This is a genomic window from Ruegeria sp. AF1 (assembly GCF_056542125.1).
Genome location: NZ_JBQFZG010000003.1, coordinates 107,860 through 130,656 on the forward strand (window position 1 = coordinate 107,860; position 22,797 = coordinate 130,656).

Here is a 22,797-nt window from a genome sequence, read left to right on the forward strand (position 1 = left end):
ATGGAAAAAATGCCTAAATGGGCCGATGTCGTTCTGATCCCGCTGATCAGTCTGTTGCTGGCCGCTTTCCTGTCTGCGCTAGTCATCCTCGCCATCGGAGAAAACCCCGTCGAAGCTGTTAAGCTGATGGTTACAGGCGCGTTGGGGTCAACCTATGGCTGGGGCTATACGCTCTATTACGCGACAAACTTCATGTTTACCGGCCTTGCGGTCGCCGTCGCATTCCACGCCCGCTTGTTCAACATTGGTGGCGAAGGTCAGGCGATGTTGGGCGGTCTTGGGGTGGCCATGGTTTGCCTGTACGTCGACTGGCCGCATTGGAGCATTGCATTGCTTGCGGCCTGCGCGGCATCAATGCTGTTCGGTGCGTTTTGGGCCGCTATCCCAGCCTACCTTCAGGCCAAGCGCGGCAGCCATATCGTGATTACCACGATCATGTTCAATTTCATTGCCGCTGCCTTTCTGAACTACATGTTGGTCAACATCATGCGCCCGCAAGGGTCGCAGGACCCGGCAACCGCGCGATTCCCCGAAACCGTCCATCTGCCAACTTTTCAGTCAATGTTCTCGACCGCAGAAAACGTGGTGTTCCGGGGGGCTCCGGTAAACATTACATTCTTCATCGCGTTGCTGGCCTGTGTCGTCGTCTGGGCGCTGATCTGGCGGACCCGGCTGGGCTATGAAATCCGAGCTTATGGCCACTCTGAAACCGGCGCGGTCTATGCCGGTATCTCACCGGTTCGCATTACTATTGTTGCGATGCTGATCTCGGGTGCGCTGGCAGGTTTGATGGCCATCAATAACGTCATGGGCGAGGCGGAGCGCCTTGTCCTGAACTCGACCGAAGGCGCTGGGTTCATCGGGATTGCCGTGGCCCTTATGGGGCGCTCACATCCTTTCGGCGTATTGCTGGCCGCGCTTTTGTTCGGGTTCCTGTATCAGGGCGGGGCCGAGCTGGCACTGTGGGCATCGATCCCGCGCGAGCTGATCGTGGTCATTCAGGCGCTGGTGATCCTGTTCACCGGTGCGCTGGACAACATGGTACGGATGCCGCTTGAGAAACTGTTCCTTGGTATGCGGAAGAGGGCAGAGTAATGGACTTCTTTGTAACCCTCATCCAGGTTCTGGATTCGACCATCCGCCTATCCACGCCTCTTTTGCTGGCCTGTTTGGCCGGTCTGTATTCGGAACGGGCTGGCATTTTCGACATCGGGCTGGAAGGCAAAATGCTGGTGGCCGCGTTCTTTTCTGCGGCTGTCGCGGCGGTTACGGGTTCAGTCTGGCTGGGCTTGCTGGCTGGCATCGGATCCTCATTGGCGCTGTCAGGGCTGCACGGGTTGGCATCGATAACCTTCCGGGGCAACCAGCTGATTTCGGGTGTTGCAATAAACTTTCTCGCCTCGGGCCTGACAGTGCTTGTCGCCCAAAGCTGGTTCCAACAGGGCGGTCGTACGCCCTCGCTCTTTGGTGGCGGCCGGTTCGAGCCTATCAACTTTCCATTTGCCGATGCGCTTGGAGGGGTTCCGATTGTCGGCCCTATCTATTCCGAACTGCTCTCGGGCCATTCGATCCTTGTTTATGTGGCATTCCTGATGGTTCCAGCAACGTGGTGGGTGCTTTTCCGCACACGGTTCGGCCTGCGCCTGCGGGCTGTGGGTGAAAACCCGGCAGCCGTCGACACGGCAGGTGTATCCGTGGTTGGCCTGCGCTTCGCAGCCGTCGCGATCTGTGGCGTACTTTGTGGTATCGCGGGCGCTTATCTGGCGACGGCTTTGCAGGCGGGGTTCGTCAAGGAAATGACCGCTGGTCGTGGCTTTATTGCGCTGGCCGCCTTGATCTTTGCCAAATGGCGCCCGTGGCACGCCATGTGGGCCTGTTTGCTGTTTGGCCTGCTTCAGGCGGTAGCACTTCGGTTCCAAAACATCGATCTTGGCGGCGTAGTGATTCCAGTCCAGGTGATGGACGCCCTGCCCTATATCCTGACAGTTGTTATTCTGGCCGGTTTTGTCGGCAAGGCCGTGCCACCACGGGCAGGCGGAGAGCCCTACATCAAAGAGCGCTGATAAGGCCAGTTCCGAATGGAGTTTCGGTCCTGTTCGCTGCAAGGCGGCATGCAGAGTTGATTTTGCATGCTGCAACCGTTCTAAGAGGGTATGCACGTATACCTTCCCATAGCCGAAGTTTCTGTCAGCCCATTCCTGCTGTTGGGGATCGGTGGGGTCGTCGGTGTTTTATCTGGTATGTTCGGGGTCGGCGGAGGATTTTTGATCACTCCGCTGCTGTTTTTTATCGGCATTCCCCCGGCGGTTGCCGTTGCGACATCAGCCAATCAGGTTGTCGCTTCTTCCATTTCGGGATTGTTGGCGCATCTCAGGCGCAAGACCGTGGACCTGAAAATGGGAAGCGTTCTGCTGACCGGAGGGTTGTTTGGCGCGGCCCTGGGTATGGTGGTTTTCAATTTTCTCAAGCATCTCGGACAGGTCGATCTGGCTGTACAGATTTGCTATGTCGTGTTTCTGGGGGCCATCGGAACCCTGATGTTCATTGAAAGCCTTGCCGCCATCCGAAAAGCCAGAAAGTCCGGGTATCAACCTGCCCCCAAGCGACGCCAGCGTACATGGGTTCACACACTGCCCTTCAAGATGCGGTTTCGGGCATCAAGCCTTTACATCTCGGTCATACCACCTGCACTGGTCGGGTTTGGTGTTGGCATCCTGTCGGCGATCATGGGTGTCGGCGGCGGGTTCATCATGGTACCCGCGATGATCTATGTTCTTGGCATTCCGACCAAAGTGGTTATCGGGACATCCCTGTTCCAGATCATTTTCGTCGCCGGTTTCACAACCATGATACATGCGTCGACAAATTTCAGCGTCGACATAGTGCTTGCCCTGTTCTTGTTGCTTGGCGGCGTTCTGGGCGCGCAATTGGGGACGCAGATCGGTGCACGTCTGAAAGCCGAACAGCTGCGCATTCTGTTGGCGTTGCTGGTCATGGGCGTTGCCGGAAAGATCGGATTTGACCTTCTATTGCCGCCGTTGGAGATCTTTTCTCTGGCAGAGCCTGGAGGGGTATGATGTTGTTTTCTCCGTACCACGCGACAATAACCGCTCTTGAATTCGAGTTTGATAGAAGGCAAGCCAAGACCCAGCGCAAAGTGACGGTATCATGCATATTTACCTGCCCATAGCCGAAGTCTCGGTAAATGCATTTCTACTCCTTGGTCTGGGTGGAATGGTTGGAATTCTGTCGGGGATGTTCGGGGTCGGCGGCGGGTTTCTCATGACGCCGCTGCTGTTTTTCATTGGCATACCACCGGCTGTTGCGGTTGCGACAGAGGCCAATCAGATTGTTGCATCGTCCTTTTCCGGGGTGCTGGCCCATTTTCGACGAAAGACCGTTGACCTCAAGATGGGTACGGTTTTGTTGACAGGCGGTCTAGTCGGGGCTGCATTGGGCGTTGTTGTCTTTAACTATCTAAAAAGCCTAGGCCAGGTCGACCTTCTGGTAACCCTTTGTTACGTGGTCTTCCTTGGTATCATTGGCAGCCTGATGTTCATCGAAAGCTTGAGGGCGCTGCGCAAAGCCAAGAAAGGCGGGGCAGCGCCAGCCAAGCGCCGCCAACGTGGCTGGGTTCATTCGATGCCCTTCAAGATGCGCTTTCGCACATCAGGTCTTTATATCTCGGTCATTCCACCGGTTGTAGTTGGTCTAAGCGTCGGGGTCTTGTCCGCGATTATGGGGGTCGGTGGCGGCTTCATCATGGTCCCGGCGATGATTTACCTGCTGGGAATGCCCACGAAAGTCGTTGTCGGCACATCGTTGTTTCAGATCATCTTCGTAACCGCATTTACCACGATGCTGCACGCGACCACCAACTATACAGTGGACATTGTCCTGGCGGTATTGCTGCTGGTCGGGGGCGTCATTGGCGCCCAGATCGGAACCGTAATCGGTTCGCGCATGCCGGCAGAACAACTACGCGTTCTGTTGGCGGCGCTGGTTCTGGTCGTCTGCGGCAAGCTGGCCCTTGATTTGCTTCTTGAACCATCCGAGCTTTATTCGCTTGGCAACAGCGGGGGGCATTAAGAATGCTGCGCTATGTCTTTGCCGCTTTGTGCCTGTTCTGCCTGCCCGCCGCAGCCGATGAAGAGCAGGTCGTCCTGGGCCTCAGCCAGGATCGTGTTGCGATCACTGCCGACTTTGACGGGTCTGAGATCCTCATTTTCGGGGCCATCAAACGGGAATCACCCATTCCGCCAGGCCCACCAGTCGCGGTTATTGTAGCGGTTGCAGGCCCGTCCGAGCCCGTAACGGTTCGCCGCAAAGAGCGAAAGCTTGGGATTTGGGTAAACACCGATAGCGTTCTGGTCGACCTGGCACCAAGTTTCTACGCAGTTGCCACCAGCGAACCGTTGGATCAAATTCTGACCGATACCGAAGACCTGCGTCACCGCATTTCGATCGAACGCGCGATCCGGTCGGTCGGAGCGGCGATGCACATCCGTGGTGCTCAGGATTTTGCAGATGCCGTGATCCGTATCCGTGAATCTGAACAGCTGTATTCCATCCGCGAGAACACTGTGGCCGTGGACGAACAAACCTTGTTCCGGACGTCAATTGACATGCCTGCGGACCTGACCGAAGGGGATTACTCAGCTCGGATCTTCCTGACCCGCGGAGGAGAGGTTGTATCGCAATACGAAACCAAAATCGACGTCCGCAAAGTCGGGTTGGAGCGGTTTCTGTACAATATGTCCCGTCAGCAACCCGTTTGGTACGGGCTGATGTCATTGGTTATCGCAATTGCCGCGGGTTGGGGCGCGTCGACAGCGTTCCGTCTGTTGCGGGAAAACTGACACTCACCCCCTGCCGATATAGGGCATGGTCGTGGCCATGACCGTCATGAACTGCACATTCGCTTCGGGCGGCAGGGTGGCCATATGCAGAACGGACCGCGCGGCATCTTCAACCGCCATGGTTGGGTCCGGCGTCTGGCCTGCCGCCTGCGCCGCATCCACCAGATCCTGAACCATCTGCGTGCGTGCGTTGCCGATATCGATCTGACCACATGCAATTCCAAAGGATCGTCCATCCAGTGAAAGGCTGCGCGTCAGCCCCGTAATGGCATGTTTGGTCGCCGAATAATGTACAGAATTCGGACGCGGAACATGCGCTGCAATCGATCCGTTATTGATGATCCGCCCGCCCTGCGGGCTTTGATGACGCATGATCCCAAAGGCCTCACGCGCGCATAGAAACATACCGTTCAGGTTGACGTTGACGGTTTGATACCAATCGTCCAACGCGATTTCGTCGATTGTGCCCCCGCGGGCAAAAATACCAGCGTTGTTAAACAGAACATCAAGTCGCCCTGTCCGATCCATGAATACGTGGAACGCCTGTTTGACTGCGTCCGGGTCGGTCACATCGGCGGGCATTGCTATGGCCGCCGGGTATTCTTGCGCGAGGGCATTCAGCTTGTCCGCGCTGCGCGCCAGCAGCCCGACCGTCCAGCCCTGCGCCAGAAAAAGCTCGGCGGTGGCCCGACCGATGCCAGAGCTTGCACCAGTTACGATTATGGAACCCATGTCTCTTCTGCCTTCAGTGCGAGTGAAACTGCGGGGACCGCGCGCAAATCATCTATCTGCAACGGGTGGGTGGGTTTTGACAATCGATTGCGAACCACCCAGATCAAACGCTCCTGTGCGCGGGTGATCGCGACATAAGCCAAACGCTTCCACAAAGGCTGCCCGGCCTCAGTACGGCCCATCCGGGCGGCGGCGTAAATGTCAGGGGCAAACACCTGAACCGTGTCCCACTGTGATCCTTGTGCCTTGTGTATCGTCACTGCAGCCCCGTGCAAAAACGTCGCCCCCATACGGGCGGCAAAAGGAATGAAGGGCTCTTCCTCATCCGGTTTTTCGATCTGGACAATCGACGCGGCGCTGACCTGTGGGTCTTCGGCCCCGATCACATGCAAGCGAGAAAACCCCGGCTTGCGACCGGGACCAAGATAGACAACCTGGGCCCCCTTGATCAGGCCGCGCGCCTCAAGATCCAACCGCTTTTTGCGGTGCTTCAACGGCAACTCGATCCCGTCGCAGATCAGCGGCTCACCTTCCAAAAGCTCCGTATCCGGTGCGCCATGAACTTGCCTGAACGCCTGTATCAAACGAATGCGCGTGGCGTTGCGCCAGACCAGAACCGGGCTGCGCGCCATCAGATCAACTTCGACCCGCTGCCCCCAAACGACCCTGTCATCCCGGCGGGCGGTGTCTTCGACCAAACGCTCAAATTCTTCAAATCCCATCGACGGATTGGCAAGAGCGTGCGCCAGATCCAGGATCGGGTTATCCGCGTCTTGCCGATGTACCCGCTGAAGCGTCAGCTTTCGTGGTTCGGGCAAGGCTTCAAACACCATGCTGCCGGACTGATTGACCGGAGCCAGCTGTGCGGGATCACCGAACAGCAGAAGGGTCGGGAATATCTCTTTCAGGTCTTCGAACTGACGATCATCCAGCATCGACGCCTCGTCGACAAACCCGATGTCCAGCGGTTCCTCGCGGCGTTTCCAACCTGTAATGAAGTCAGATCCGCGCAATCCGGCAGCGGCCAGCGCTCCGGGAATCGATTTGTTGTTACGATAAAACGCAGCAGCACGGTCCAAAGCTTCGTCTGTCAGACCTTCGATCTCGGGGCGCTCGTCATTTCCGGCCAGCCATTCGGCGATACGCTCGTATTCCGGGTCATAGACCGGCGTATAAAGGATGCGGTGAATTGTGGTTGCCGGAACACCTCGAAGGCGCAGAACACTTGCGGCTTTGTTCGTAGGGGCCAGAATAGCAAGGCTGCGCTTGTCTCTGGATTTACGACTTTCGTAGTCGCCGGACACGACCTGAACACCGGTCTCAGCCAGCGCTTTGTAAAGTTTGGCCAACAGCAACGTCTTGCCGGACCCGGCCTTGCCGATCACAGCCATCACGCCAGACTTCCCTGCCCCCGGCAGTTTCAGAAGGGCATCGTCCTCTAGGTCGACACCGGCTGAGCGCAGCATCTCGGCGATGCTGTCATACGCGGCGGCCTGATCATCTGAGAAGGTCACATTCGGCAAAGACATGGCGCGACCCTACAGGGCCGCGCCAACCATCACCAGATGCGGATTTGCGTTTTCCGGTCCTTAGGCAGACAGGGCAAATCGGTGCAGTTTGGATCGCCCGAAAGCTGCATTGAACCACATGCGCGAAAGCTCACGCGGGATGCCCGCCCGTTCGGCCACGCGGTTGCAATCATCCGCTGAATAGGGCCATAGCCCGACCGAGATCTGGTCACGCCCTGTGCCTTGGGTTCCAAGAACCTCGGGGGACGACCCGATCAGACGATAGATCCGGATCATGCGGGCATCAAATACACCGGCAATATGCGTCAGGCCAAAGCCCTCCATCATCTCACCGCCGCTGAGCATGATGGCCCCGGCAGTGTGCGGGCTGGCTGTGCGGGACAGGCAGAACCGGGTCACCTCCCAGATCAGAGGGCTGCAAATCGGCTTTCCACCGTTGAGATGCCCAAACACCTCATTGATCATTACCCGGCCGGTTGTCGGCAATACCCGCATTGACCCACCATGGCTGCCATCCGGTTCTTCCCAGATGACATAAAGCGGGTTGAGGTCGTCGTACTCATCCCGCTCTTCTCCTTTTTTGTTGACATGGACGTCCCACCCCAACCGGGTTTTGAACTGATCTGCGCGATCCTTGAACATCCCCTCAGCCAGAGTCGGAAATCTGTGTAACTCATCGGCATATAGATAACGCAACATGACTTTTCCCCTTGTCGTCCTGTGCAGGAACGAAGGGGGTACAGAGTCGTGGTTAATATTGCGTTTTGAGGACGCTTTGCCCTTAAACGACTATTAATCCCCGGCTGAGTGCCGTTGCTATTGCGTGGGTCGTGTTAAGGGCTCCGAGTTTCGATCGGGCGCTTTCAATGTAAACGCGTAACGTGTGTTCGGAAATCGACAGGGAATGCGCCACCTGAGCGCGGCTGTAACCCAGTGCCAAAAGGGTAATGGCGTCGATTTCACGGGGCGACAGGCTGCGCGTTGCATCCGGTTGCCTGTCTTTTTCAAACTCCAGCGCTTTGCGATTGATATAGTGCGCAACAAGAATCAACTCGCGCCCAAAGGTCGAGATGAAGGTCTGCCAAGTTTGATCGTCGCAACTATGGTTAACGGTAAAAAGAGCGAACTGGCCGTTTGGCCCTCGGATCGGGATCGAGTATCCCTGATTGCCGACCCCATGGTCGTGGGCATCCTGAAGGAATGATTTGGCCACCTTGCTGGACCAGTCCAGAGACTTCCAGTCAACCGGGTGAAATCGCTGGAAACACCCCAGAATTACAGGATCAATACGATGATAGTTTTTTTCCCTGTATCGTTCGTCCCAGGCGTCTGAGTAGGTCGTATAGCCGTATTGGTCCCCCGCGCCGTCAACCCAGTGATATGTCAGATGTGCGACCTTCAAAGTGTCTCGCAGACATTCGGCAACGGTGCTGAGCTCTTCAAGCGTGCTGGTGTTTTCCAAATCCTGAAGGATTTGACCCAAATCGGTTTTCGTTCCCATCCGCGGGCGCCCGTGCCTCGTTCTTTAGGGACGCGATCTCGGCCGCCGCAATCAGCCTTGTATCATCAAGCTGTTCTGCAAGCGCGCTCAACCCATTCGCAACGGCAAAAGCGTTGAGGTCCGATAGTACGTCCAATATCCACTCATTTTGCGCCATCAGGGTCTCTCTGAAACAGTTAACGAAGCGTTAACACAACCATAACATGTATGATCTTTTTCGACCTATTCACCGGTTTCTACTCCCCAAAAATAGCGGGAGTAATAATCGCAAGCATTTGAAACCATGAAAAAGGTCTGCAAACAGCAAACCACCCGCGAACCGGCAGTGCGATTCGCGGGTGGTTTTTGTCTAAGGTCCTGAACTGTTTCAGCCTGCGTCCAAAACTTCTTCGAGTGTGCGCAGCCCGGTACGCGGCGCCTGAACAAGCACAGACATGTTGCCCGGCTTGTGTTCATTCCGCAGCATTTTCATATGTGCTTCCGGAAGGTCGTTCCAGGCAAACACCTCGGACATACAGGGGTCCAGACGGCGCTCGACCATCAGCTTGTTCGCCGCTGCCGCTTGTTTCAGATGGGCAAAATGCGAACCCTGCAGGCGTTTCTGGTGCATCCACATGTAACGTACGTCGAATGTGCAGTTGAACCCGGACGTCCCCGCACAAATCACAACCATGCCGCCTTTTTTCACCACGAAGGTCGAGACCGGGAAGGTGCTTTCGCCCGGATGCTCGAACACCATGTCGACATTGTTGCCCTTGCCGGTGATATCCCAGATCGCCTTGCCGAACTTGCGGGCCTCTTTGAACCACTCGGCGTATTCAGGCGTATTGACCGTGGGCAGTTGGCCCCAGCAATTAAAGTCGCGGCGGTTCAAAACCCCTTTTGCGCCCAGACCCATGACGAAATCGCGCTTGCTTTCGTCCGAAATCACCCCGATCGCGTTTGCCCCGGCTGTGTTGATCAACTGGATAGCATAAGACCCCAGACCGCCCGAGGCACCCCAGACCAGAACGTTCTGACCCGGTTTCAGGTCGTGCGGTTCGTGACCAAACAGCATACGGTAAGCTGTCGCGAGTGTCAGCGTGTAGCACGCCGCTTCTTCCCAGGTCAGGTGCTTGGGGCGCGGCATCAACTGCTGAGCTTGCACGCGTGTGAACTGGCTGAACGAGCCGTCAGGTGTTTCATAGCCCCAGATCCGCTGACTGGTCGAGTACATTGGGTCGCCGCCGTTGCATTCTTCGTCGTCGCCATCGTCCTGGTTGCAGTGGATGACAACTTCATCGCCAACCTTCCAGCGCTTGACCTTGTCACCAACAGCCCAGACGATACCCGATGCATCAGAGCCTGCGACATGGTACGGTGCCTTGTGGCCATCGAAGGGGCTGATCGGCTGGCCCAGTGCAGCCCAGACACCGTTGTAGTTAACGCCTGCTGCCATCACCAGAACAAGTACCTCATTGCTGTCCAGCGTGGGTACATCGACCACTTCCTGCTGCATCGCAGTGTTTGGCTCGCCATGGCGTTCCTTTCGGATGGCCCATGCGTACATTTGTTTCGGGACATATCCCATCGGAGGGATCTCACCCATTTCATAGAGGTCTTTTTCAGGTGCCTCATACGACGCGATACCGGTTTCGGTGTCCAAAGCCATGCTGGCCTCCTTTTTCAATACTTTTGCCGCGACGCAGAATCGCGTGCTTTATCAGATGAAATATTGGCCATCGCGAAATATTGCAACCGTTTTTGATGCTAAATTGTAATTTTATGACCCAGCGGTCGCAGAAATTATTTTGCATACGCAGAAACAGAAGGGCGCGCGGAAACCGGTACAGACGCTGCATAATACTCCAGCAAATCACCGCGTTGGCCAGATTCGGAAAGAACATGCCCCTGCCGCTTGAGTATCCGTCGTTCAATCAACTGATCCAAAGCGCTTGATATGGCCGACGCATTGTCTTGGGTCTGCTTACCGTCACGTTCCATCATCGCCTGAATACAGGACCGCAGATCCTGTTCCGCCATCGGCCCATTGTCACGTATCAGCAAACAAGCCGCAGGGGCCGGGACCAACGGGATCGCGTTCTGGATACGCTGCATCAATGTGCGCGCCAGATCGGTCATCATGTCGTCACTGCCCTCGGCCCGGAACTCTTTCAGAGAAATCGGGATTCCGTACCGGACCGATGCCAGCCCGAACCGCTTGTAGCGCCCGATCACTCGCCGCCAGAACTGTTTGAGAATCCAACGCGTGATGACCCCGATCCGGGCCCGAAAACGACGTTCTGTTCCTAACGCTGCGCGGGTCAGAATGGTGTCTTCAAGCACGCGGTCATAATTCAAAGCGACAGGAACGAATACGACATCACGCCCCTGCGACGTCGTCCCATCCATTATATACTTGAGCAATCCAAGCTTTGGGCGGGCGAGCGCTCCTGTCAGGCTTAAACCACCTTCTGGAAACATGGCTTGCGTAACACCGGCTTCGGTCGCATGGCGCACATAGGTGGACAAAACCTGCCGGTAGAGCTCGCTGCCTGACTTGCGCCGGATAAAGTAGGCCCCCATTGCCCGGATCAACCGGCTCAGCGGCCAAACCCGCGCCCATTCTCCTACTGCGTAGGATAAAGCAGAGTGCGGGGCCGCCAGATATGTAACCAACACGTAGTCCATATTGCTTCTGTGGTTCATCACAAAAACAACGGTTGCATCACGGTCGATTGTCCTGACCGCGTCTTCGTCCTCGTAGCTAAGCCGCACCTCGTAGAACGTGTTGCTTAACAGCCGGGCTAGCCGGATCGCAAAACTGAAATAGGCGAAGGCGGAAAAGGACGGCACGATCTCGCGGGCATAGCGGCGTGCCTGTTCGGACGCAACGGCTTCGGGTATTCCAGTTTCGAGGGCGTGATGCTGAACCGCTTTACCAACCTGCGGATCATAAATCAGCCGTTGAATCATGTCGTGCCGACGGGCCAGCTTGAACGGTTGGATCGGACGTTGCAGGCGCTGGTTCAAACGCGCCACGGCACGTTCCAACCGGCGGCGGAAAAACCATCGGACTGACGGGAACAGAAAATGTGAAGCGAAAGTAACCATGGCAAAGACCACGATCAGCACAAAAAGCCAAAGCGGAAGTTCCACGGTTTGCGTCATGGCCGCACCTTGCCACCAATCGCAGCTGCTCACAATCTGAACAATTGCGGGATGCCGCAACGCAGCGAATTGACATGTCCCGAAAATTGCGCTTTAGAACCTCAGGACGTAATTTTATTGCCCACCGAAACGCGAGGCCCCTTCATGACGCAGATGCAGAAAGATCGCCCCTGGCTCATCCGGACCTATGCCGGTCATTCTACCGCCAAGGCCTCGAACGCGCTTTATCGTGGCAACCTCGCCAAAGGGCAAACCGGTCTTTCAGTTGCCTTCGATCTGCCCACCCAGACCGGATATGACAGTGACCACACGTTGGCACGTGGCGAAGTTGGCAAGGTCGGGGTGCCCGTCTGCCATCTGGGCGATATGCGGGTTTTGTTCGATCAGATTCCGCTGGAACAGATGAACACGTCAATGACGATCAACGCGACCGCCCCTTGGTTGCTAGCCCTTTACATCGCCGCGGCCGAGGAACAAGGCGCTGACGTTTCCAAATTGCAGGGCACGGTCCAGAACGACCTGATCAAGGAATATCTGAGCCGGGGCACTTATGTTTGCCCGCCAAAACCGTCGCTGAAGATGATCGCAGACGTGGCTGAGTATTGCTATTCCAACGTCCCCAAGTGGAACCCGATGAATGTGTGTTCCTATCACCTGCAAGAGGCAGGCGCGACACCGGAACAAGAACTTGCTTATGCGCTGGCAACAGCCATTGCCGTGCTGGACGAGCTGCGCCCCCGTGTTCCGGTCGAAGATTTTCCGGCACTGTGTGGTCGGATTTCGTTTTTCGTGAATGCAGGAATCCGTTTTGTTACCGAAATGTGCAAAATGCGCGCGTTTGTTGATCTTTGGGATGAAATTCTGCAACAGCGGTATAGTGTTGAGAACCCAAAGTTCCGCCGCTTCCGCTATGGTGTGCAGGTAAACTCACTGGGCCTGACCGAACAGCAGCCAGAGAACAACGTATACCGCATCCTTATTGAAATGCTGGCCGTGACGCTGTCGAAAAGCGCGCGCGCCCGCGCGGTGCAGTTGCCTGCATGGAACGAGGCACTTGGCCTGCCACGCCCCTGGGACCAGCAATGGTCCATGCGGATGCAGCAAATTCTGGCCTATGAAACTGATCTGTTGGAATTCGATGACCTGTTCGATGGCAACCCGGCTGTTGATGCCAAGGTCGAAGAATTGAAAGCAGGCGCGCGGGCAGAGCTGGCAAACCTAGATTCGATGGGCGGTGCGGTTGCGTCTATTGAGTATATGAAATCCCGCCTTGTGGATTCCAACGCCGAACGTCTGAACCGGATCGAACGCAACGAAACCGTCGTTGTCGGCGTGAACAAATGGATGGAAGGCGAGGCTTCCCCCCTTCAGACTGAAGATGGCGGCATCATGGTCGTTGATCCTGCCGTGGAACAGGAACAGATCGACCGCTTGAATGCGTGGCGGGCTGAGCGGGACGAAGCGGCTGTTGCAGCGACCTTGGCCGCGTTGCGCCAAGCGGCTCAGACAGGAGCAAACGTCATGGAGCCGTCCATTGCCGCTGCCAAGGCGGGTGTGACCACCGGCGAATGGGCCGAAGAGATGCGCAAGGTCTTCGGCACTTATCGTGGTCCGACCGGCGTTTCCGGATCGGTCTCGAACAAAACCGAAGGGTTGGATGACCTGCGCGCGGCGGTTGATGCCGTCAGCGACAAACTGGGGCGACGCCTGAAATTTCTGGTTGGAAAACCGGGATTGGACGGCCATTCCAACGGCGCCGAACAAATCGCGTTCCGTGCCCGCGACTGCGGCATGGATATCAGCTATGAGGGTATCCGGCTGACCCCGGAAGAAATTGTCACCTCAGCCCGCGACGATGACGCACATGTCATCGGGTTGTCGATCCTGTCCGGTAGCCATCTGCCTTTGGTCGAAGATGTAATGGATCGGCTGCAGAAGGCTGGCTTGTCTCACATTCCCGTGGTTGTTGGCGGAATTATTCCGGATGACGATGCCGCAAAATTGAAAGCCATGGGTGTAGCCAAGGTTTACACCCCCAAAAACTTTGAACTTAATGCGATCATGAGCGATATCGTAACACTGGTTGACCCCAAAAACCTCGCAGCCGAGTAACTGAGGTTTTAGACCCTTAATTCCCCGTTTCTTCCCTTTTGATATTTGGGATGGAATAAACCATTCGTTAGAATTACGGTGCGCACTCAAGTGCACCGTAAATAATATCCTTCGGAGATGAATGATGGGGATCAATCTTGAACAGATGTCGCGTAAAGACCTTTTGGCATTGCGTGACGATGTCGAAAAAGCCTTGGTAGGAGCCGAAAAACGCGAGCGCCGTGAGGCTTTGAAAGCCGCAGAAAAGGCTGCCGCGGAATTCGGATACTCGCTGTCCGAGCTTTCAGGCGACGCACCTCGCGCATCCAAGAACACGAAAACAAAAGAAAAATACCGCAACCCTGCCAATCCGGAACAAACCTGGACAGGTCGTGGCCGCAAGCCGAAATGGGTGCATGACGCGTTGCAGGCGGGTGCCGATATTTCCGATCTTGAAATCTGATCGGGGCGGAACAAACAATGACAATTCATATCGGCGCTGAAAAAGGTGAAATTGCAGAAACCGTTCTATTACCCGGAGATCCTTATCGGGCGAAATGGGCGGCCGAGACGTTTTTGGACGATGTGAAGCAAGTCAATAACGTTCGGGGGATGCTTGGGTTTACCGGAAATTGGAAGGGAAATCCTGTAACGATACAGGGTAGCGGCATGGGAATGCCCTCGCTCTCCATTTACGTAAACGAGTTAATTTGCGATTACGGCGCAAAAACCCTGATCCGAATTGGGTCGTGTGGCGGAATGCAGGAAAGCGTAAAAATTCGAGACGTCATTCTGGCAATGACGTCAACAACGCTGAGTACGCCGTCACGCGGTATCATGAAAGAACTGAACTTTGCACCCTGCGCCGATTGGAGTTTGTTGCAGGCGGCCGCAAAGGCGGCGGCTGCCAAAGCAACCCCTACCCATGTCGGCGGGATTTATTCTTCGGACGTTTTCTATGATGAGCGCCCGGACCTGAATGAACAGATGGTGCGCCACGGGATTCTCGGCGTCGAAATGGAGGCGGCCGAGCTCTATATCCTTGCAGCGCGCCACAAATGCCGTGCTCTGGCAGTTCTCACCGTTTCCGATCACCTTCTAACGGGAGAGGCTCTGCCATCCTCGGAACGTGAAAGCAGCTTTGGAGACATGGTGGAAATCGCGCTACAGGCCGCATTTCCGAGCAGCTGACAATGATGTAGTTGCCCGCTGAACCTAGCGCCCGTGCGTGCGATCATAGCCATTGCGCGCCGGGCTTTCCCAGCCATCCAGGTCTGTGACCGTCGCGGCAAATGTTTCGACCAACAAGGGAAAACACGCGGCTGTGTCCGAGGAATGTTCGGAGGAACAATCCCCACCCGGACAAGCGCTGAGATTGCCCAGCAGATCGATCTCAGCAAAGAACTCCAGATAGTCGCCGGGGCGAACGGGCGATGCTTTCATGAAATACTGACCTGTATCCCGAGTGAAACCGGTACACATGAAGACGTTCAGAACGTCGTGCACCACAGGTTCGGCCTCATCCATCGGAATACTCAGATGATCCGCCAGCGCGCGGGTCAGGTTGGAATGACAACAGTGGTGATACTGCGTGCCGGACAGCAAATTGCCCGTATATGGATCACAACGCGTGCCGATTACGTCATGAACCGATCCCCCGTATGCATCGATCCCGTACCATTCCAGTGTATCCGCTATGATCGTGGCCATCGGGCGCAGATGTGGGAAACTGGACCACATCCGCTCTCCGGTGGTCAGGTGCGTGCCATGCAAAGCCCGCGTTTTTCCGGAATAAAAGCGCTCGGATAAATCATTGCGGTTCCACAGGTTCAAATCGCCAACCTGCGGGCCTTCAACCGATGTGATGCGAAAGAAATGCCCGGCAGGTACATCAAAACAGCACGCCTCACGCGGAGGAACCAGGACTTCGCCGGTTTTGACTGCCCGTTGGCGTACAGATCTCATCCAGGGCAAATCTGGTCGCGGCAAGGCATCGTTCGGATAACAAATAACAGGGGCGACCGAACGACGGGCTTCGGCATCTTCGGGGGGGCGGGCAGTATTCTCAGAACCAGTCATGGCGTGCAGAGTGGCGGATTCTCTGGCTCGCGAAAAGCCCTATTCTCAACCATCACTTGCCTTCAGGCATCGCATAGGTTGGTCCGTCGCAGCGATTTCCGCTCCACAATAGTTGCACCGCCAGATGCCATGACGTCTGTCCTGTCGCCAGCGACAATCACGTGTCAGCGTTGAATGGCGCGAGCGCCAGAAAAAATAGGCGAACACTCCGGCGACCAACAAAAGCAGAAGAACAGGCATTCCTCTGCTTTGCCGATTGACCGAAGTTTTTCAAGGGCTGTCGTATTGGATCAGGCCGCGTTTGCGTATTCGAACAGCTCGGGCTCTTTGTCGGCTTTAACCGGTTCCGGCGTGTAGTAGGCCCATGCCTGCTCCAGCAGTTTCAGCGCCTCTTTAGCGTCGATTTTTTGTTTGGATGTGTTTGCATTCATTGGAGTGATCCTGACTCGAACTCATCGCTCCTCCCTGACCAAAAAATAAGGCAATGCAGCCGGGGCTACATCGCCTTATTTTGCAAGATCGACATGCGTTTACCGCAATTCGGTGCAGGTTATTATACCGCGCGTTCGACCATCATCTTTTTAATCTCGGCAATCGCCTTGGCCGGGTTCAGACCTTTGGGGCAAGTCTTGGCGCAGTTCATGATGGTGTGGCAGCGATAGAGCTTGAACGGATCTTCCAACTCGTCCAGACGCTCACCCGTGGCCTCATCCCGGCTGTCGATGATCCAGCGATATGCGTGCAACAGAGCAGCAGGGCCGAGATACCGGTCGCCGTTCCACCAGTAGCTCGGGCACGAGGTCGAGCAGCTGGCGCACATCACACACTCATAGAGACCATCCAGCTTTTTCCGATCTTCGATCGACTGCTTCCATTCCTTTGCAGGACGGTTGGTCTTGGTTTCCAGCCACGGCATGATCGACGCATGCTGGGCATAGAAATGGGTTAGATCAGGGATAAGGTCCTTGACCACAGGCATATGCGGCAGCGGATAGATTTTCACGTCGCCCTTGATCTCATCCATGCCATAGATACAGGCCAGCGTGTTGATCCCGTCAATATTCATCGCGCACGAGCCGCAGATGCCTTCACGGCATGACCGGCGAAATGTCAGGGTCGGGTCGATTTCGTTCTTGATCTTGATCAGCGCGTCCAAAACCATCGGCCCGCACGTGTCCATATCGACAAAGTAGGTATCGACACGGGGGTTCTGTCCGTCATCCGGGTTCCAGCGATAGATCTGGAACTTTCGCACATTGGTCGCGCCATCCGGCTTTGGCCAAGTCTTGCCGGTGATAATCCGGGAATTTTTGGGCAGGGTCAGTTGAACCATGTCAATTCTCCATTCAGCACAAGGCCGCCTTTCAGCCTGTCCGGGCGCGCTGAGACGCCCCTCGGTTATAATGCCCCCAATGGGCGATGTTCACGTCAAAATCCGACGCGAGCCAGTCCGCAACGCGTTGCGGATCGTCACAGTCGATATCAAAGCGCAGGAAGCGCGGGTTGCCGTCGAAATAGGCTTCTACTTCGGCATGGTGCACATCATACATATGTGCCCAGCCGTGTTTCACTTCATCGGCCGTTTGTCCATTGGCCTTGCAGCATCGCTCAAGGTACCTACCGCCGGAATGGTTGGCACGGGATGCGATCCAGTCATCGCGATTGCGCGTGTTCAGCAAGAAAAAGGCGTCCGGGTAAGCCGCGTGCAATTCACGGAAGAAACGCGCCCCGTCCAGCATGAAGCGTGAGCTGACGAAAGCGATGTCGGTGAAGGCCCGCGCCGCTCCGAACCCGTCCAGTGGTCGTCGCCCCATGGCTATGTTGGTCAACATGCGGTGCGCAAGGTTTCGGCCCTGGTCATCTTCCCAATGAACTGACGGTATCCCGCTGTTCTGGAACAGCCTGTGAAACGAGGTCGTTGCACAGCGGTTCAGCCCGATCAGGATGATCTTGGGATAGCCTGAACCGGATTGCAGGACCTCGACCGTCATGACAAGCACCGGACGCGGACCGACCACTGGCCAATGGCCATTGCGGTTTTCGTGGGTATTTGGCGCTTGCTCACCATTGCCTGCTGTCCGAGCCTTTTAGAACGTACGTGCCTTGGGTGCGATTTTCTTCAGGCTGATGCCACCTTCGTCTTCGGTCGTCAGCGGATCGACGATCACGGGACGATAGCTGAGCTCAACCTTGTTGCCTTCGACCCGACTAACCGTGTGAACACGCCAGTTTTCGTCATCACGTGCAGAGAAATCCTCGTGCGCGTGGGCACCACGGGATTCCTTGCGCGCCTCTGCGCCGACGATCGTGGCCAGCGCGTTAGGCATCAGGTTGGTCAGTTCCAGCGTTTCCATCAGGTCACTGTTCCAGACCAGCGACCGGTCGGTGACTTTCAGATCGTCCATCTTCGCAGCAATTGCCGTCATCTTCTCGACGCCTTCGGCCATGGTCTTGGCGGTACGGAACACGGCAGCATCCGCCTGCATGGTTTTCTGCATCTCAAGCCGCAACTCGGCGGTCGGGATGGAACCGCTAGCGTTGCGCACCGCGTCGAACCGGTCAAAGGCCTTATCGACCGATGCCTGGTTCAGAACCGGGTTCGCAGCTTCAGGATTCACGACTTTGCCTGCCCGGATCGCCGCCGCGCGGCCAAAGACCACAAGGTCAATCAGCGAGTTCGAGCCCAAGCGGTTCGCGCCGTGGACCGAGGCGCAACCGGCTTCGCCCACTGCCATGAGGCCCGGAACCACAGCTGTCGGGTTCTCGGCCGTTGGGTTCAGAACTTCACCCCAATAGTTTGTGGGGATACCGCCCATGTTATAGTGCACGGTTGGCAGAACCGGGATCGGTTCCTTGGTGACATCCACGCCGGCAAAGATCTTGGCGCTTTCCGAGATGCCGGGCAGACGTTCTGCCAAAGCTTCGGCTGGGAGGTGACTGAGGTTCAGGTGAATATGATCCCCTTCCGCACCGACACCACGGCCTTCGCGGATTTCCAAGGTCATCGAGCGCGAGACGTAATCGCGCGGTGCGAGGTCCTTGTACTGGGGGGCGTAACGCTCCATGAACCGTTCACCTTCCGAGTTGGTCAGGTAACCGCCCTCGCCACGCGCGCCTTCGGTGATCAGGCAGCCCGATCCGTAGATGCCGGTCGGGTGGAACTGAACGAACTCCATATCCTGCAGCGCCAAGCCCGCGCGGGCCACCATACCGCCACCGTCACCGGTGCAGGTATGGGCCGAGGTCGCGCTGAAATAGGCGCGGCCATACCCGCCGGTCGCCAGCACAACCATCTTGGCATTGAAGACATGCATCGTGCCATCGTCCAGCTTCCAGCAGACAACACCCTGACACTGGCCGTCATCGGACATGATCAGGTCGATGGCGAAGTATTCGATATAAAACTCGGCATTGTTCTTCAGCGACTGGCCATACAGCGTATGAAGGATCGCGTGGCCGGTCCTGTCCGCAGCGGCACAGGTGCGCTGGACTGCCGGGCCTTCGCCGAATTCAGTGGTGTGACCACCAAACGGGCGTTGATAGATCTTACCCTCTTCGGTTCGGCTGAACGGAACGCCATAGTGCTCCAGTTCGTAAACAGCCTTGGGCGCTTCCCGAGCTAGGTATTCCATCGCATCGGTATCGCCCAGCCAATCCGAGCCTTTCACAGTGTCGTACATGTGCCACTGCCAGTGGTCGGGCCCCATGTTTGACAACGACGCGGCGATACCGCCCTGAGCGGCCACAGTATGCGAACGGGTTGGGAAAACCTTGGTTACGCAAGCCGTGCGAAGACCCTGTTCCGCCATACCCAGTGTTGCCCGCAGACCGGCCCCACCGGCACCGACAACGACCACGTCATATTCATGCGTTTCGTATTCGTATGCAGCCATTTCTTTCAGCTCCGGGAATTAAAGGGCAATGCGAGCGACGGCAAAGATGCCAGCCGCAGCCGCGCCATAAGACAAGCAGGTCAACAGAATGATCAGGACCTTTTCAAGCGTGCCGTGAACATAATCTTCAAGCATCACCTGCGCACCGTCCGCGAAGTGTTTGAAGCCAACCGCCAGCGTCAGTGCTGCCACGATGGCAGGGAAAGGTCGCGAGTAGTAGTCGAGAACGACCTCGAATGGCTGGCCCAGGATCGGGCCAAAGGTGAATACAAACAACGGCACAAGGATCAGCAAAGCAACCGAGCTGACTTTCATCGCCCAGAAATGGGCAGTACCGGATTTCGCCGAGCCAAGTCCAGCGGCGCGTTTGCGGTCGGTCAGATAACGCATGTCAGGCCTCCAATCACGCGACGAGGACAAGGGTCAGAAGGGTCAAGACGACCGATCCGATAACAACAGCCCAACCCATTTTGGTCGCTGTCGGAATATCCAGACCAACTGCATTGTCCCAGATCAGATGCCGCACACCGGCCAGCGTGTGATACCAAAGCCCCCAAACGGACAGCGCCATCACAAGGTCTCCAAGCATCGAGGTTATTACCCCATTCGCTACGGCAAAGGCCTCGGGCGAGGTTGCAGCGGCCAGAAACCACCAGACGATCAACAGAGCTGCGAGCAGAAGGGCGTTACCGGTGATGCGCGTCAGGATGGACGTGATCGACGTCAGCTGCGGGCGATAAATCGACAGATGCGGCGAAAGTGGGCGATTGCCCCGATTTACATCGGCCATGGCGGCTCCTTTTCGGTTGGCTACCGAACGTTTTACTGGTTTTTGCGACACTGTCACGTGCTGCGAGTGCAAAAACCATCAAATTGCGCTCAATTATACGGATAATTCAATTATGTGATCACACAAAATAATCTCGTGATCACATATCACATTCCGCACTGTCAATGTTAGCGTTTTCAAGGCCGAAGAGATGTGATCACGAATCTCTCAAGCCGTCATTTCAGGTCTGCCGTTTGCTGCGTCACTTCGCGCAGTAGTTTTCGACGAATTCGTTCCGGGTAATCCGCGAACCCGGTGGCAGAAACGACAAAGGCACCTTCGCCCACGATGACATTCTCAAAGAAATATGCCGTCAGGTCCGGTTCGCTTTCCTCAATAGCCAGCGCGTTGACAACGATTCCCTCGGCGCGCAGGGCCGCATGTACCCGTGTAGGTTCAATCCCTTCATTGGACACACCGTCCCCTGACAGGTCAATCAGATGCCGTCGGCAGTCGGAAACCGAATCAAATGAACTCAGGGTCATTTGAAGCGCCTCGCCGATTGCCGTCGAAAAATTCCGCCAGATGCGCGGATCGGCGGCGACCCGGTCTGCAAACTGATCCAGCGTGGCAAAGCTATCGATACGGGTCCAGGGGATAGTGATCCGCTGGCGCGATGAGCCGGTCCACTGCACCAGCATCAGCCGCGCCTGCCCCCGCACCAGTGCCTCGGACACGATCGGGTCACGCAAACCTGCGGCCAACCCATCCATCTGGATGCGATATTCGCTGCTATCGACCGAACCAGAAACGTCCACAGCCAAAGCCAAGGCCAGATCGCAGGCCTGAGCCGCAGGTGCCAGAGTGACGCTGGCCAATATCGCGCGTAGCAGGTTCATTGTGCGAACCTATCACGCCTTGCAAGCCGTGGCGTCACATATCCGTCAGATCACCTATTTGGGCATCAATGCCCAATAGTCGAGATCCAGAAGAACATCTGGCAGGTACCGCCCTTCTTCGTTCTTCAGCTTGAACGGATCACCGCCCTTGGTCGCGACCAGACGCAATCGCACAGCGCCTATGCCGGGAACCCCGGTTTCCGCTTTGTCCAAAACTTCGGACCATGCCTTGATCGTATCACCCGCAAAACAAGGGTTAGCATGGGCGCCACCATTCAAGCCGACAATCATCTGCGCATTTGCAAGGCCATTGAAGGAAAATGCCCGCGCCATCGAGATTACATGCCCACCGTAAATGAGCCGCCCTTCCGGACGGAACGTCAGGTCGTAATGCACCTTGGCGGTGTTCTGCCACAAACGTGTGGCCAGCATATGCTCGGCCTCTTCCACGGTGACACCGTCCACATGATCGATGGTTTCACCGACCTCATAATCGCCCCAGCGGTGCGCCTCGCCCGCGAGGGCAAAATCGTAGTTTGCAAAATCGAGCCCTTCCGGCACGATCAGGTCCTGCGGATCAAGCACAGCCTTCAAATCGGGAACAACCGTCTCGGGCGCGGGTGCATCCATGTTTGCCTTGCGCACCATGACCCAGCGCACATATTCAAGAACCACCTCGTCCAACTGGTTCAACCCGCGGGTACGAACCCAGACAACACCAGTTTTTCCGTTGGAATTCTGCTTCAGGCCGATAACCTCTGATACGGATCGCAGCGTATCGCCGGCAAAAACAGGTTTCAGCCAACGACCTTCGGCATAGCCCAGATTGGCAACCGCGTTCAGAGAAACATCAGGCACGGTCTTGCCGAACACGATGTGGAACGCGGCCAGATCATCTATCGGGCTTTCCGGCAACCCACAGTCCCGGGCAAATTCATCCGAGGAGTAAAGCGCGTGACGTGCGGGATAGAGCGCGTGATACAAGCCGCGCTCTCCCTCGGTCACGGTGCGAGGTACTGCATGCTGCAACACCTGCCCGACAGAATAGTCCTCGAAAAATCGGCCCGGATTTGTTTTTGCCATTACTGCTGTCCCAGTTTCATGTCGGGGGAATAGTCGGCCTCGACCTCTTTGGTCACGGCCTGCGCGCAACGCATTACGTTGCCGTTGGCATCAAAGGCGTAAGCCGGGTCGCCATACAGCTCCCATCCCTTTGACAGGGCGTCGGACACCTTGTGACAGAAGGCCGAAGTGTCTTCTTCGGTCAGCAAGCGATAAAGCTTCGACATCAAATC

24 protein-coding genes are annotated in these 22,797 nt (G+C 56.3%); 8 read left to right on the forward strand and 16 right to left on the reverse strand.

Features of this window, described 5'->3' with window-relative positions; all coding sequences use genetic code 11:
* The 5 genes from ACR0BK_RS07350 to ACR0BK_RS07370 all read left to right on the forward strand — a co-directional run bounded on the left by ACR0BK_RS07350 (position 1) and on the right by ACR0BK_RS07370 (position 4,859).
* Positions 1-1,095 (forward strand): ABC transporter permease, encoded by a 1,095-nt coding sequence (locus ACR0BK_RS07350; protein WP_480475134.1) that lies wholly within the window; start codon positions 1-3, stop codon positions 1,093-1,095.
* Positions 1,095-2,063, forward strand: a complete 969-nt coding sequence (locus tag ACR0BK_RS07355; RefSeq protein ID WP_480475132.1) for an ABC transporter permease — start codon at positions 1,095-1,097, stop codon at positions 2,061-2,063. Before ACR0BK_RS07350 ends, ACR0BK_RS07355 begins: the two co-directional genes overlap by 1 nt.
* Before the next feature lie 90 nt (positions 2,064-2,153).
* Positions 2,154-3,077: a sulfite exporter TauE/SafE family protein gene (locus ACR0BK_RS07360; protein WP_480554203.1), complete on the forward strand. Its 924-nt coding sequence runs from the start codon at positions 2,154-2,156 to the stop codon at positions 3,075-3,077.
* Positions 3,078-3,168: 91 nt separating this feature from the next.
* A complete protein-coding gene (locus ACR0BK_RS07365; protein WP_480475128.1) occupies positions 3,169-4,089 on the forward strand; it encodes a sulfite exporter TauE/SafE family protein in 921 nt (306 codons plus the stop codon).
* A 2-nt stretch (positions 4,090-4,091) separates the two neighbouring features.
* Complete coding sequence (locus tag ACR0BK_RS07370; protein ID WP_480483180.1) at positions 4,092-4,859, forward strand: TIGR02186 family protein; 768 nt, start codon at positions 4,092-4,094, stop codon at positions 4,857-4,859.
* A 3-nt stretch (positions 4,860-4,862) separates the two neighbouring features.
* Here the strand turns inward: ACR0BK_RS07370 and ACR0BK_RS07375 are convergent, their stop codons facing one another.
* The 6 genes from ACR0BK_RS07375 to ACR0BK_RS07400 form a co-directional block, all read right to left on the reverse strand.
* On the reverse strand, positions 4,863-5,591 hold the full coding sequence (locus ACR0BK_RS07375; protein WP_480554204.1) for an SDR family oxidoreductase: 729 nt from the start codon (positions 5,589-5,591) through the stop codon (positions 4,863-4,865).
* Positions 5,579-7,120, reverse strand: coding sequence for an ATP-dependent DNA helicase (locus ACR0BK_RS07380; protein ID WP_480554205.1), 1,542 nt, complete (start codon positions 7,118-7,120; stop codon positions 5,579-5,581). The genes ACR0BK_RS07375 and ACR0BK_RS07380 overlap by 13 nt, the downstream gene beginning before the upstream one ends.
* A gap of 60 nt (positions 7,121-7,180) precedes the next feature.
* Complete coding sequence (locus ACR0BK_RS07385; RefSeq protein WP_480518471.1) at positions 7,181-7,819, reverse strand: acyl-homoserine-lactone synthase; 639 nt, start codon at positions 7,817-7,819, stop codon at positions 7,181-7,183.
* 82 nt (positions 7,820-7,901) lie between these two features.
* A complete protein-coding gene (locus ACR0BK_RS07390; protein ID WP_480518469.1) occupies positions 7,902-8,621 on the reverse strand; it encodes a helix-turn-helix transcriptional regulator in 720 nt (239 codons plus the stop codon).
* Between the two features lie 367 nt (positions 8,622-8,988).
* Positions 8,989-10,272, reverse strand: a complete 1,284-nt coding sequence (gene ccrA / locus ACR0BK_RS07395; RefSeq protein ID WP_480475116.1) for a crotonyl-CoA carboxylase/reductase — start codon at positions 10,270-10,272, stop codon at positions 8,989-8,991.
* 134 nt (positions 10,273-10,406) lie between these two features.
* Positions 10,407-11,771 (reverse strand): 1-acyl-sn-glycerol-3-phosphate acyltransferase, encoded by a 1,365-nt coding sequence (locus tag ACR0BK_RS07400; protein WP_480554206.1) that lies wholly within the window; start codon positions 11,769-11,771, stop codon positions 10,407-10,409.
* Between the two features lie 51 nt (positions 11,772-11,822).
* Here ACR0BK_RS07400 and ACR0BK_RS07405 point away from each other — a divergent pair, with 51 nt between their 5' ends.
* The 3 genes from ACR0BK_RS07405 to deoD all read left to right on the forward strand — a co-directional run bounded on the left by ACR0BK_RS07405 (position 11,823) and on the right by deoD (position 15,053).
* The gene (locus ACR0BK_RS07405; protein WP_480518463.1) at positions 11,823-13,883 is read left to right on the forward strand and encodes a methylmalonyl-CoA mutase family protein; all 2,061 of its coding nucleotides are present in this window, start codon (positions 11,823-11,825) and stop codon (positions 13,881-13,883) included.
* A 124-nt stretch (positions 13,884-14,007) separates the two neighbouring features.
* Positions 14,008-14,325 carry an H-NS histone family protein gene (locus ACR0BK_RS07410; protein WP_480494290.1) on the forward strand — a complete coding sequence of 106 codons (318 nt, stop codon included), beginning with the start codon at positions 14,008-14,010 and terminating at the stop codon, positions 14,323-14,325.
* 17 nt (positions 14,326-14,342) lie between these two features.
* Positions 14,343-15,053 carry a purine-nucleoside phosphorylase gene (gene deoD, locus ACR0BK_RS07415; protein ID WP_480554207.1) on the forward strand — a complete coding sequence of 237 codons (711 nt, stop codon included), beginning with the start codon at positions 14,343-14,345 and terminating at the stop codon, positions 15,051-15,053.
* A gap of 24 nt (positions 15,054-15,077) precedes the next feature.
* On the opposite strand, the gene ACR0BK_RS07420 is transcribed toward deoD, so the two are convergent.
* The 10 genes from ACR0BK_RS07420 to ACR0BK_RS07465 all read right to left on the reverse strand — a co-directional run bounded on the left by ACR0BK_RS07420 (position 15,078) and on the right by ACR0BK_RS07465 (position 22,791).
* Positions 15,078-15,941, reverse strand: a complete 864-nt coding sequence (locus tag ACR0BK_RS07420; protein ID WP_480518457.1) for an urea carboxylase-associated family protein — start codon at positions 15,939-15,941, stop codon at positions 15,078-15,080.
* 290 nt (positions 15,942-16,231) lie between these two features.
* Entirely contained in the window at positions 16,232-16,372 is a 141-nt protein-coding gene (locus ACR0BK_RS07425; RefSeq protein ID WP_267363816.1) for a hypothetical protein, read from the reverse strand.
* 122 nt (positions 16,373-16,494) lie between these two features.
* Positions 16,495-17,274, reverse strand: coding sequence for a succinate dehydrogenase iron-sulfur subunit (locus ACR0BK_RS07430; protein ID WP_117870326.1), 780 nt, complete (start codon positions 17,272-17,274; stop codon positions 16,495-16,497).
* Between the two features lie 31 nt (positions 17,275-17,305).
* Complete coding sequence (locus ACR0BK_RS07435; protein WP_480554208.1) at positions 17,306-17,932, reverse strand: sulfotransferase; 627 nt, start codon at positions 17,930-17,932, stop codon at positions 17,306-17,308.
* Between the two features lie 96 nt (positions 17,933-18,028).
* Positions 18,029-19,834 carry a succinate dehydrogenase flavoprotein subunit gene (gene sdhA / locus ACR0BK_RS07440; protein ID WP_480554209.1) on the reverse strand — a complete coding sequence of 602 codons (1,806 nt, stop codon included), beginning with the start codon at positions 19,832-19,834 and terminating at the stop codon, positions 18,029-18,031.
* A gap of 18 nt (positions 19,835-19,852) precedes the next feature.
* Positions 19,853-20,224 (reverse strand): succinate dehydrogenase, hydrophobic membrane anchor protein, encoded by a 372-nt coding sequence (gene sdhD / locus ACR0BK_RS07445; RefSeq protein WP_480475100.1) that lies wholly within the window; start codon positions 20,222-20,224, stop codon positions 19,853-19,855.
* Between the two features lie 13 nt (positions 20,225-20,237).
* On the reverse strand, positions 20,238-20,624 hold the full coding sequence (gene sdhC, locus ACR0BK_RS07450; protein WP_480475098.1) for a succinate dehydrogenase, cytochrome b556 subunit: 387 nt from the start codon (positions 20,622-20,624) through the stop codon (positions 20,238-20,240).
* A gap of 215 nt (positions 20,625-20,839) precedes the next feature.
* On the reverse strand, positions 20,840-21,502 hold the full coding sequence (locus tag ACR0BK_RS07455) for a DUF1194 domain-containing protein (RefSeq protein WP_480475096.1): 663 nt from the start codon (positions 21,500-21,502) through the stop codon (positions 20,840-20,842).
* A gap of 54 nt (positions 21,503-21,556) precedes the next feature.
* The gene (locus ACR0BK_RS07460; protein ID WP_480518447.1) at positions 21,557-22,585 is read right to left on the reverse strand and encodes a MaoC family dehydratase; all 1,029 of its coding nucleotides are present in this window, start codon (positions 22,583-22,585) and stop codon (positions 21,557-21,559) included.
* Positions 22,585-22,791, reverse strand: a complete 207-nt coding sequence (locus ACR0BK_RS07465) for a DUF1737 domain-containing protein (RefSeq protein WP_209506521.1) — start codon at positions 22,789-22,791, stop codon at positions 22,585-22,587. The genes ACR0BK_RS07460 and ACR0BK_RS07465 overlap by 1 nt, the downstream gene beginning before the upstream one ends.
* Between the last annotated feature and the right edge of the window lie 6 nt (positions 22,792-22,797).

Coding starts and splice junctions, on each gene's coding strand:
- ACR0BK_RS07350 (WP_480475134.1), top strand. CDS start 1: ATGGAAAAAATGCCTAAATGGGCCGATGTCGTTCTGATCCCGCTGATC.
- ACR0BK_RS07355 (WP_480475132.1), top strand. CDS start 1,095: ATGGACTTCTTTGTAACCCTCATCCAGGTTCTGGATTCGACCATCCGC.
- ACR0BK_RS07360 (WP_480554203.1), top strand. CDS start 2,154: ATGCACGTATACCTTCCCATAGCCGAAGTTTCTGTCAGCCCATTCCTG.
- ACR0BK_RS07365 (WP_480475128.1), top strand. CDS start 3,169: ATGCATATTTACCTGCCCATAGCCGAAGTCTCGGTAAATGCATTTCTA.
- ACR0BK_RS07370 (WP_480483180.1), top strand. CDS start 4,092: ATGCTGCGCTATGTCTTTGCCGCTTTGTGCCTGTTCTGCCTGCCCGCC.
- ACR0BK_RS07375 (WP_480554204.1), bottom strand. CDS start 5,591: ATGGGTTCCATAATCGTAACTGGTGCAAGCTCTGGCATCGGTCGGGCC.
- ACR0BK_RS07380 (WP_480554205.1), bottom strand. CDS start 7,120: ATGTCTTTGCCGAATGTGACCTTCTCAGATGATCAGGCCGCCGCGTAT.
- ACR0BK_RS07385 (WP_480518471.1), bottom strand. CDS start 7,819: ATGTTGCGTTATCTATATGCCGATGAGTTACACAGATTTCCGACTCTG.
- ACR0BK_RS07390 (WP_480518469.1), bottom strand. CDS start 8,621: ATGGGAACGAAAACCGATTTGGGTCAAATCCTTCAGGATTTGGAAAAC.
- ccrA (WP_480475116.1), bottom strand. CDS start 10,272: ATGGCTTTGGACACCGAAACCGGTATCGCGTCGTATGAGGCACCTGAA.
- ACR0BK_RS07400 (WP_480554206.1), bottom strand. CDS start 11,771: ATGACGCAAACCGTGGAACTTCCGCTTTGGCTTTTTGTGCTGATCGTG.
- ACR0BK_RS07405 (WP_480518463.1), top strand. CDS start 11,823: ATGCCGCAACGCAGCGAATTGACATGTCCCGAAAATTGCGCTTTAGAA.
- ACR0BK_RS07410 (WP_480494290.1), top strand. CDS start 14,008: ATGGGGATCAATCTTGAACAGATGTCGCGTAAAGACCTTTTGGCATTG.
- deoD (WP_480554207.1), top strand. CDS start 14,343: ATGACAATTCATATCGGCGCTGAAAAAGGTGAAATTGCAGAAACCGTT.
- ACR0BK_RS07420 (WP_480518457.1), bottom strand. CDS start 15,941: ATGACTGGTTCTGAGAATACTGCCCGCCCCCCCGAAGATGCCGAAGCC.
- ACR0BK_RS07425 (WP_267363816.1), bottom strand. CDS start 16,372: ATGAATGCAAACACATCCAAACAAAAAATCGACGCTAAAGAGGCGCTG.
- ACR0BK_RS07430 (WP_117870326.1), bottom strand. CDS start 17,274: ATGGTTCAACTGACCCTGCCCAAAAATTCCCGGATTATCACCGGCAAG.
- ACR0BK_RS07435 (WP_480554208.1), bottom strand. CDS start 17,932: ATGACGGTCGAGGTCCTGCAATCCGGTTCAGGCTATCCCAAGATCATC.
- sdhA (WP_480554209.1), bottom strand. CDS start 19,834: ATGGCTGCATACGAATACGAAACGCATGAATATGACGTGGTCGTTGTC.
- sdhD (WP_480475100.1), bottom strand. CDS start 20,224: ATGCGTTATCTGACCGACCGCAAACGCGCCGCTGGACTTGGCTCGGCG.
- sdhC (WP_480475098.1), bottom strand. CDS start 20,624: ATGGCCGATGTAAATCGGGGCAATCGCCCACTTTCGCCGCATCTGTCG.
- ACR0BK_RS07455 (WP_480475096.1), bottom strand. CDS start 21,502: ATGAACCTGCTACGCGCGATATTGGCCAGCGTCACTCTGGCACCTGCG.
- ACR0BK_RS07460 (WP_480518447.1), bottom strand. CDS start 22,585: ATGGCAAAAACAAATCCGGGCCGATTTTTCGAGGACTATTCTGTCGGG.
- ACR0BK_RS07465 (WP_209506521.1), bottom strand. CDS start 22,791: ATGTCGAAGCTTTATCGCTTGCTGACCGAAGAAGACACTTCGGCCTTC.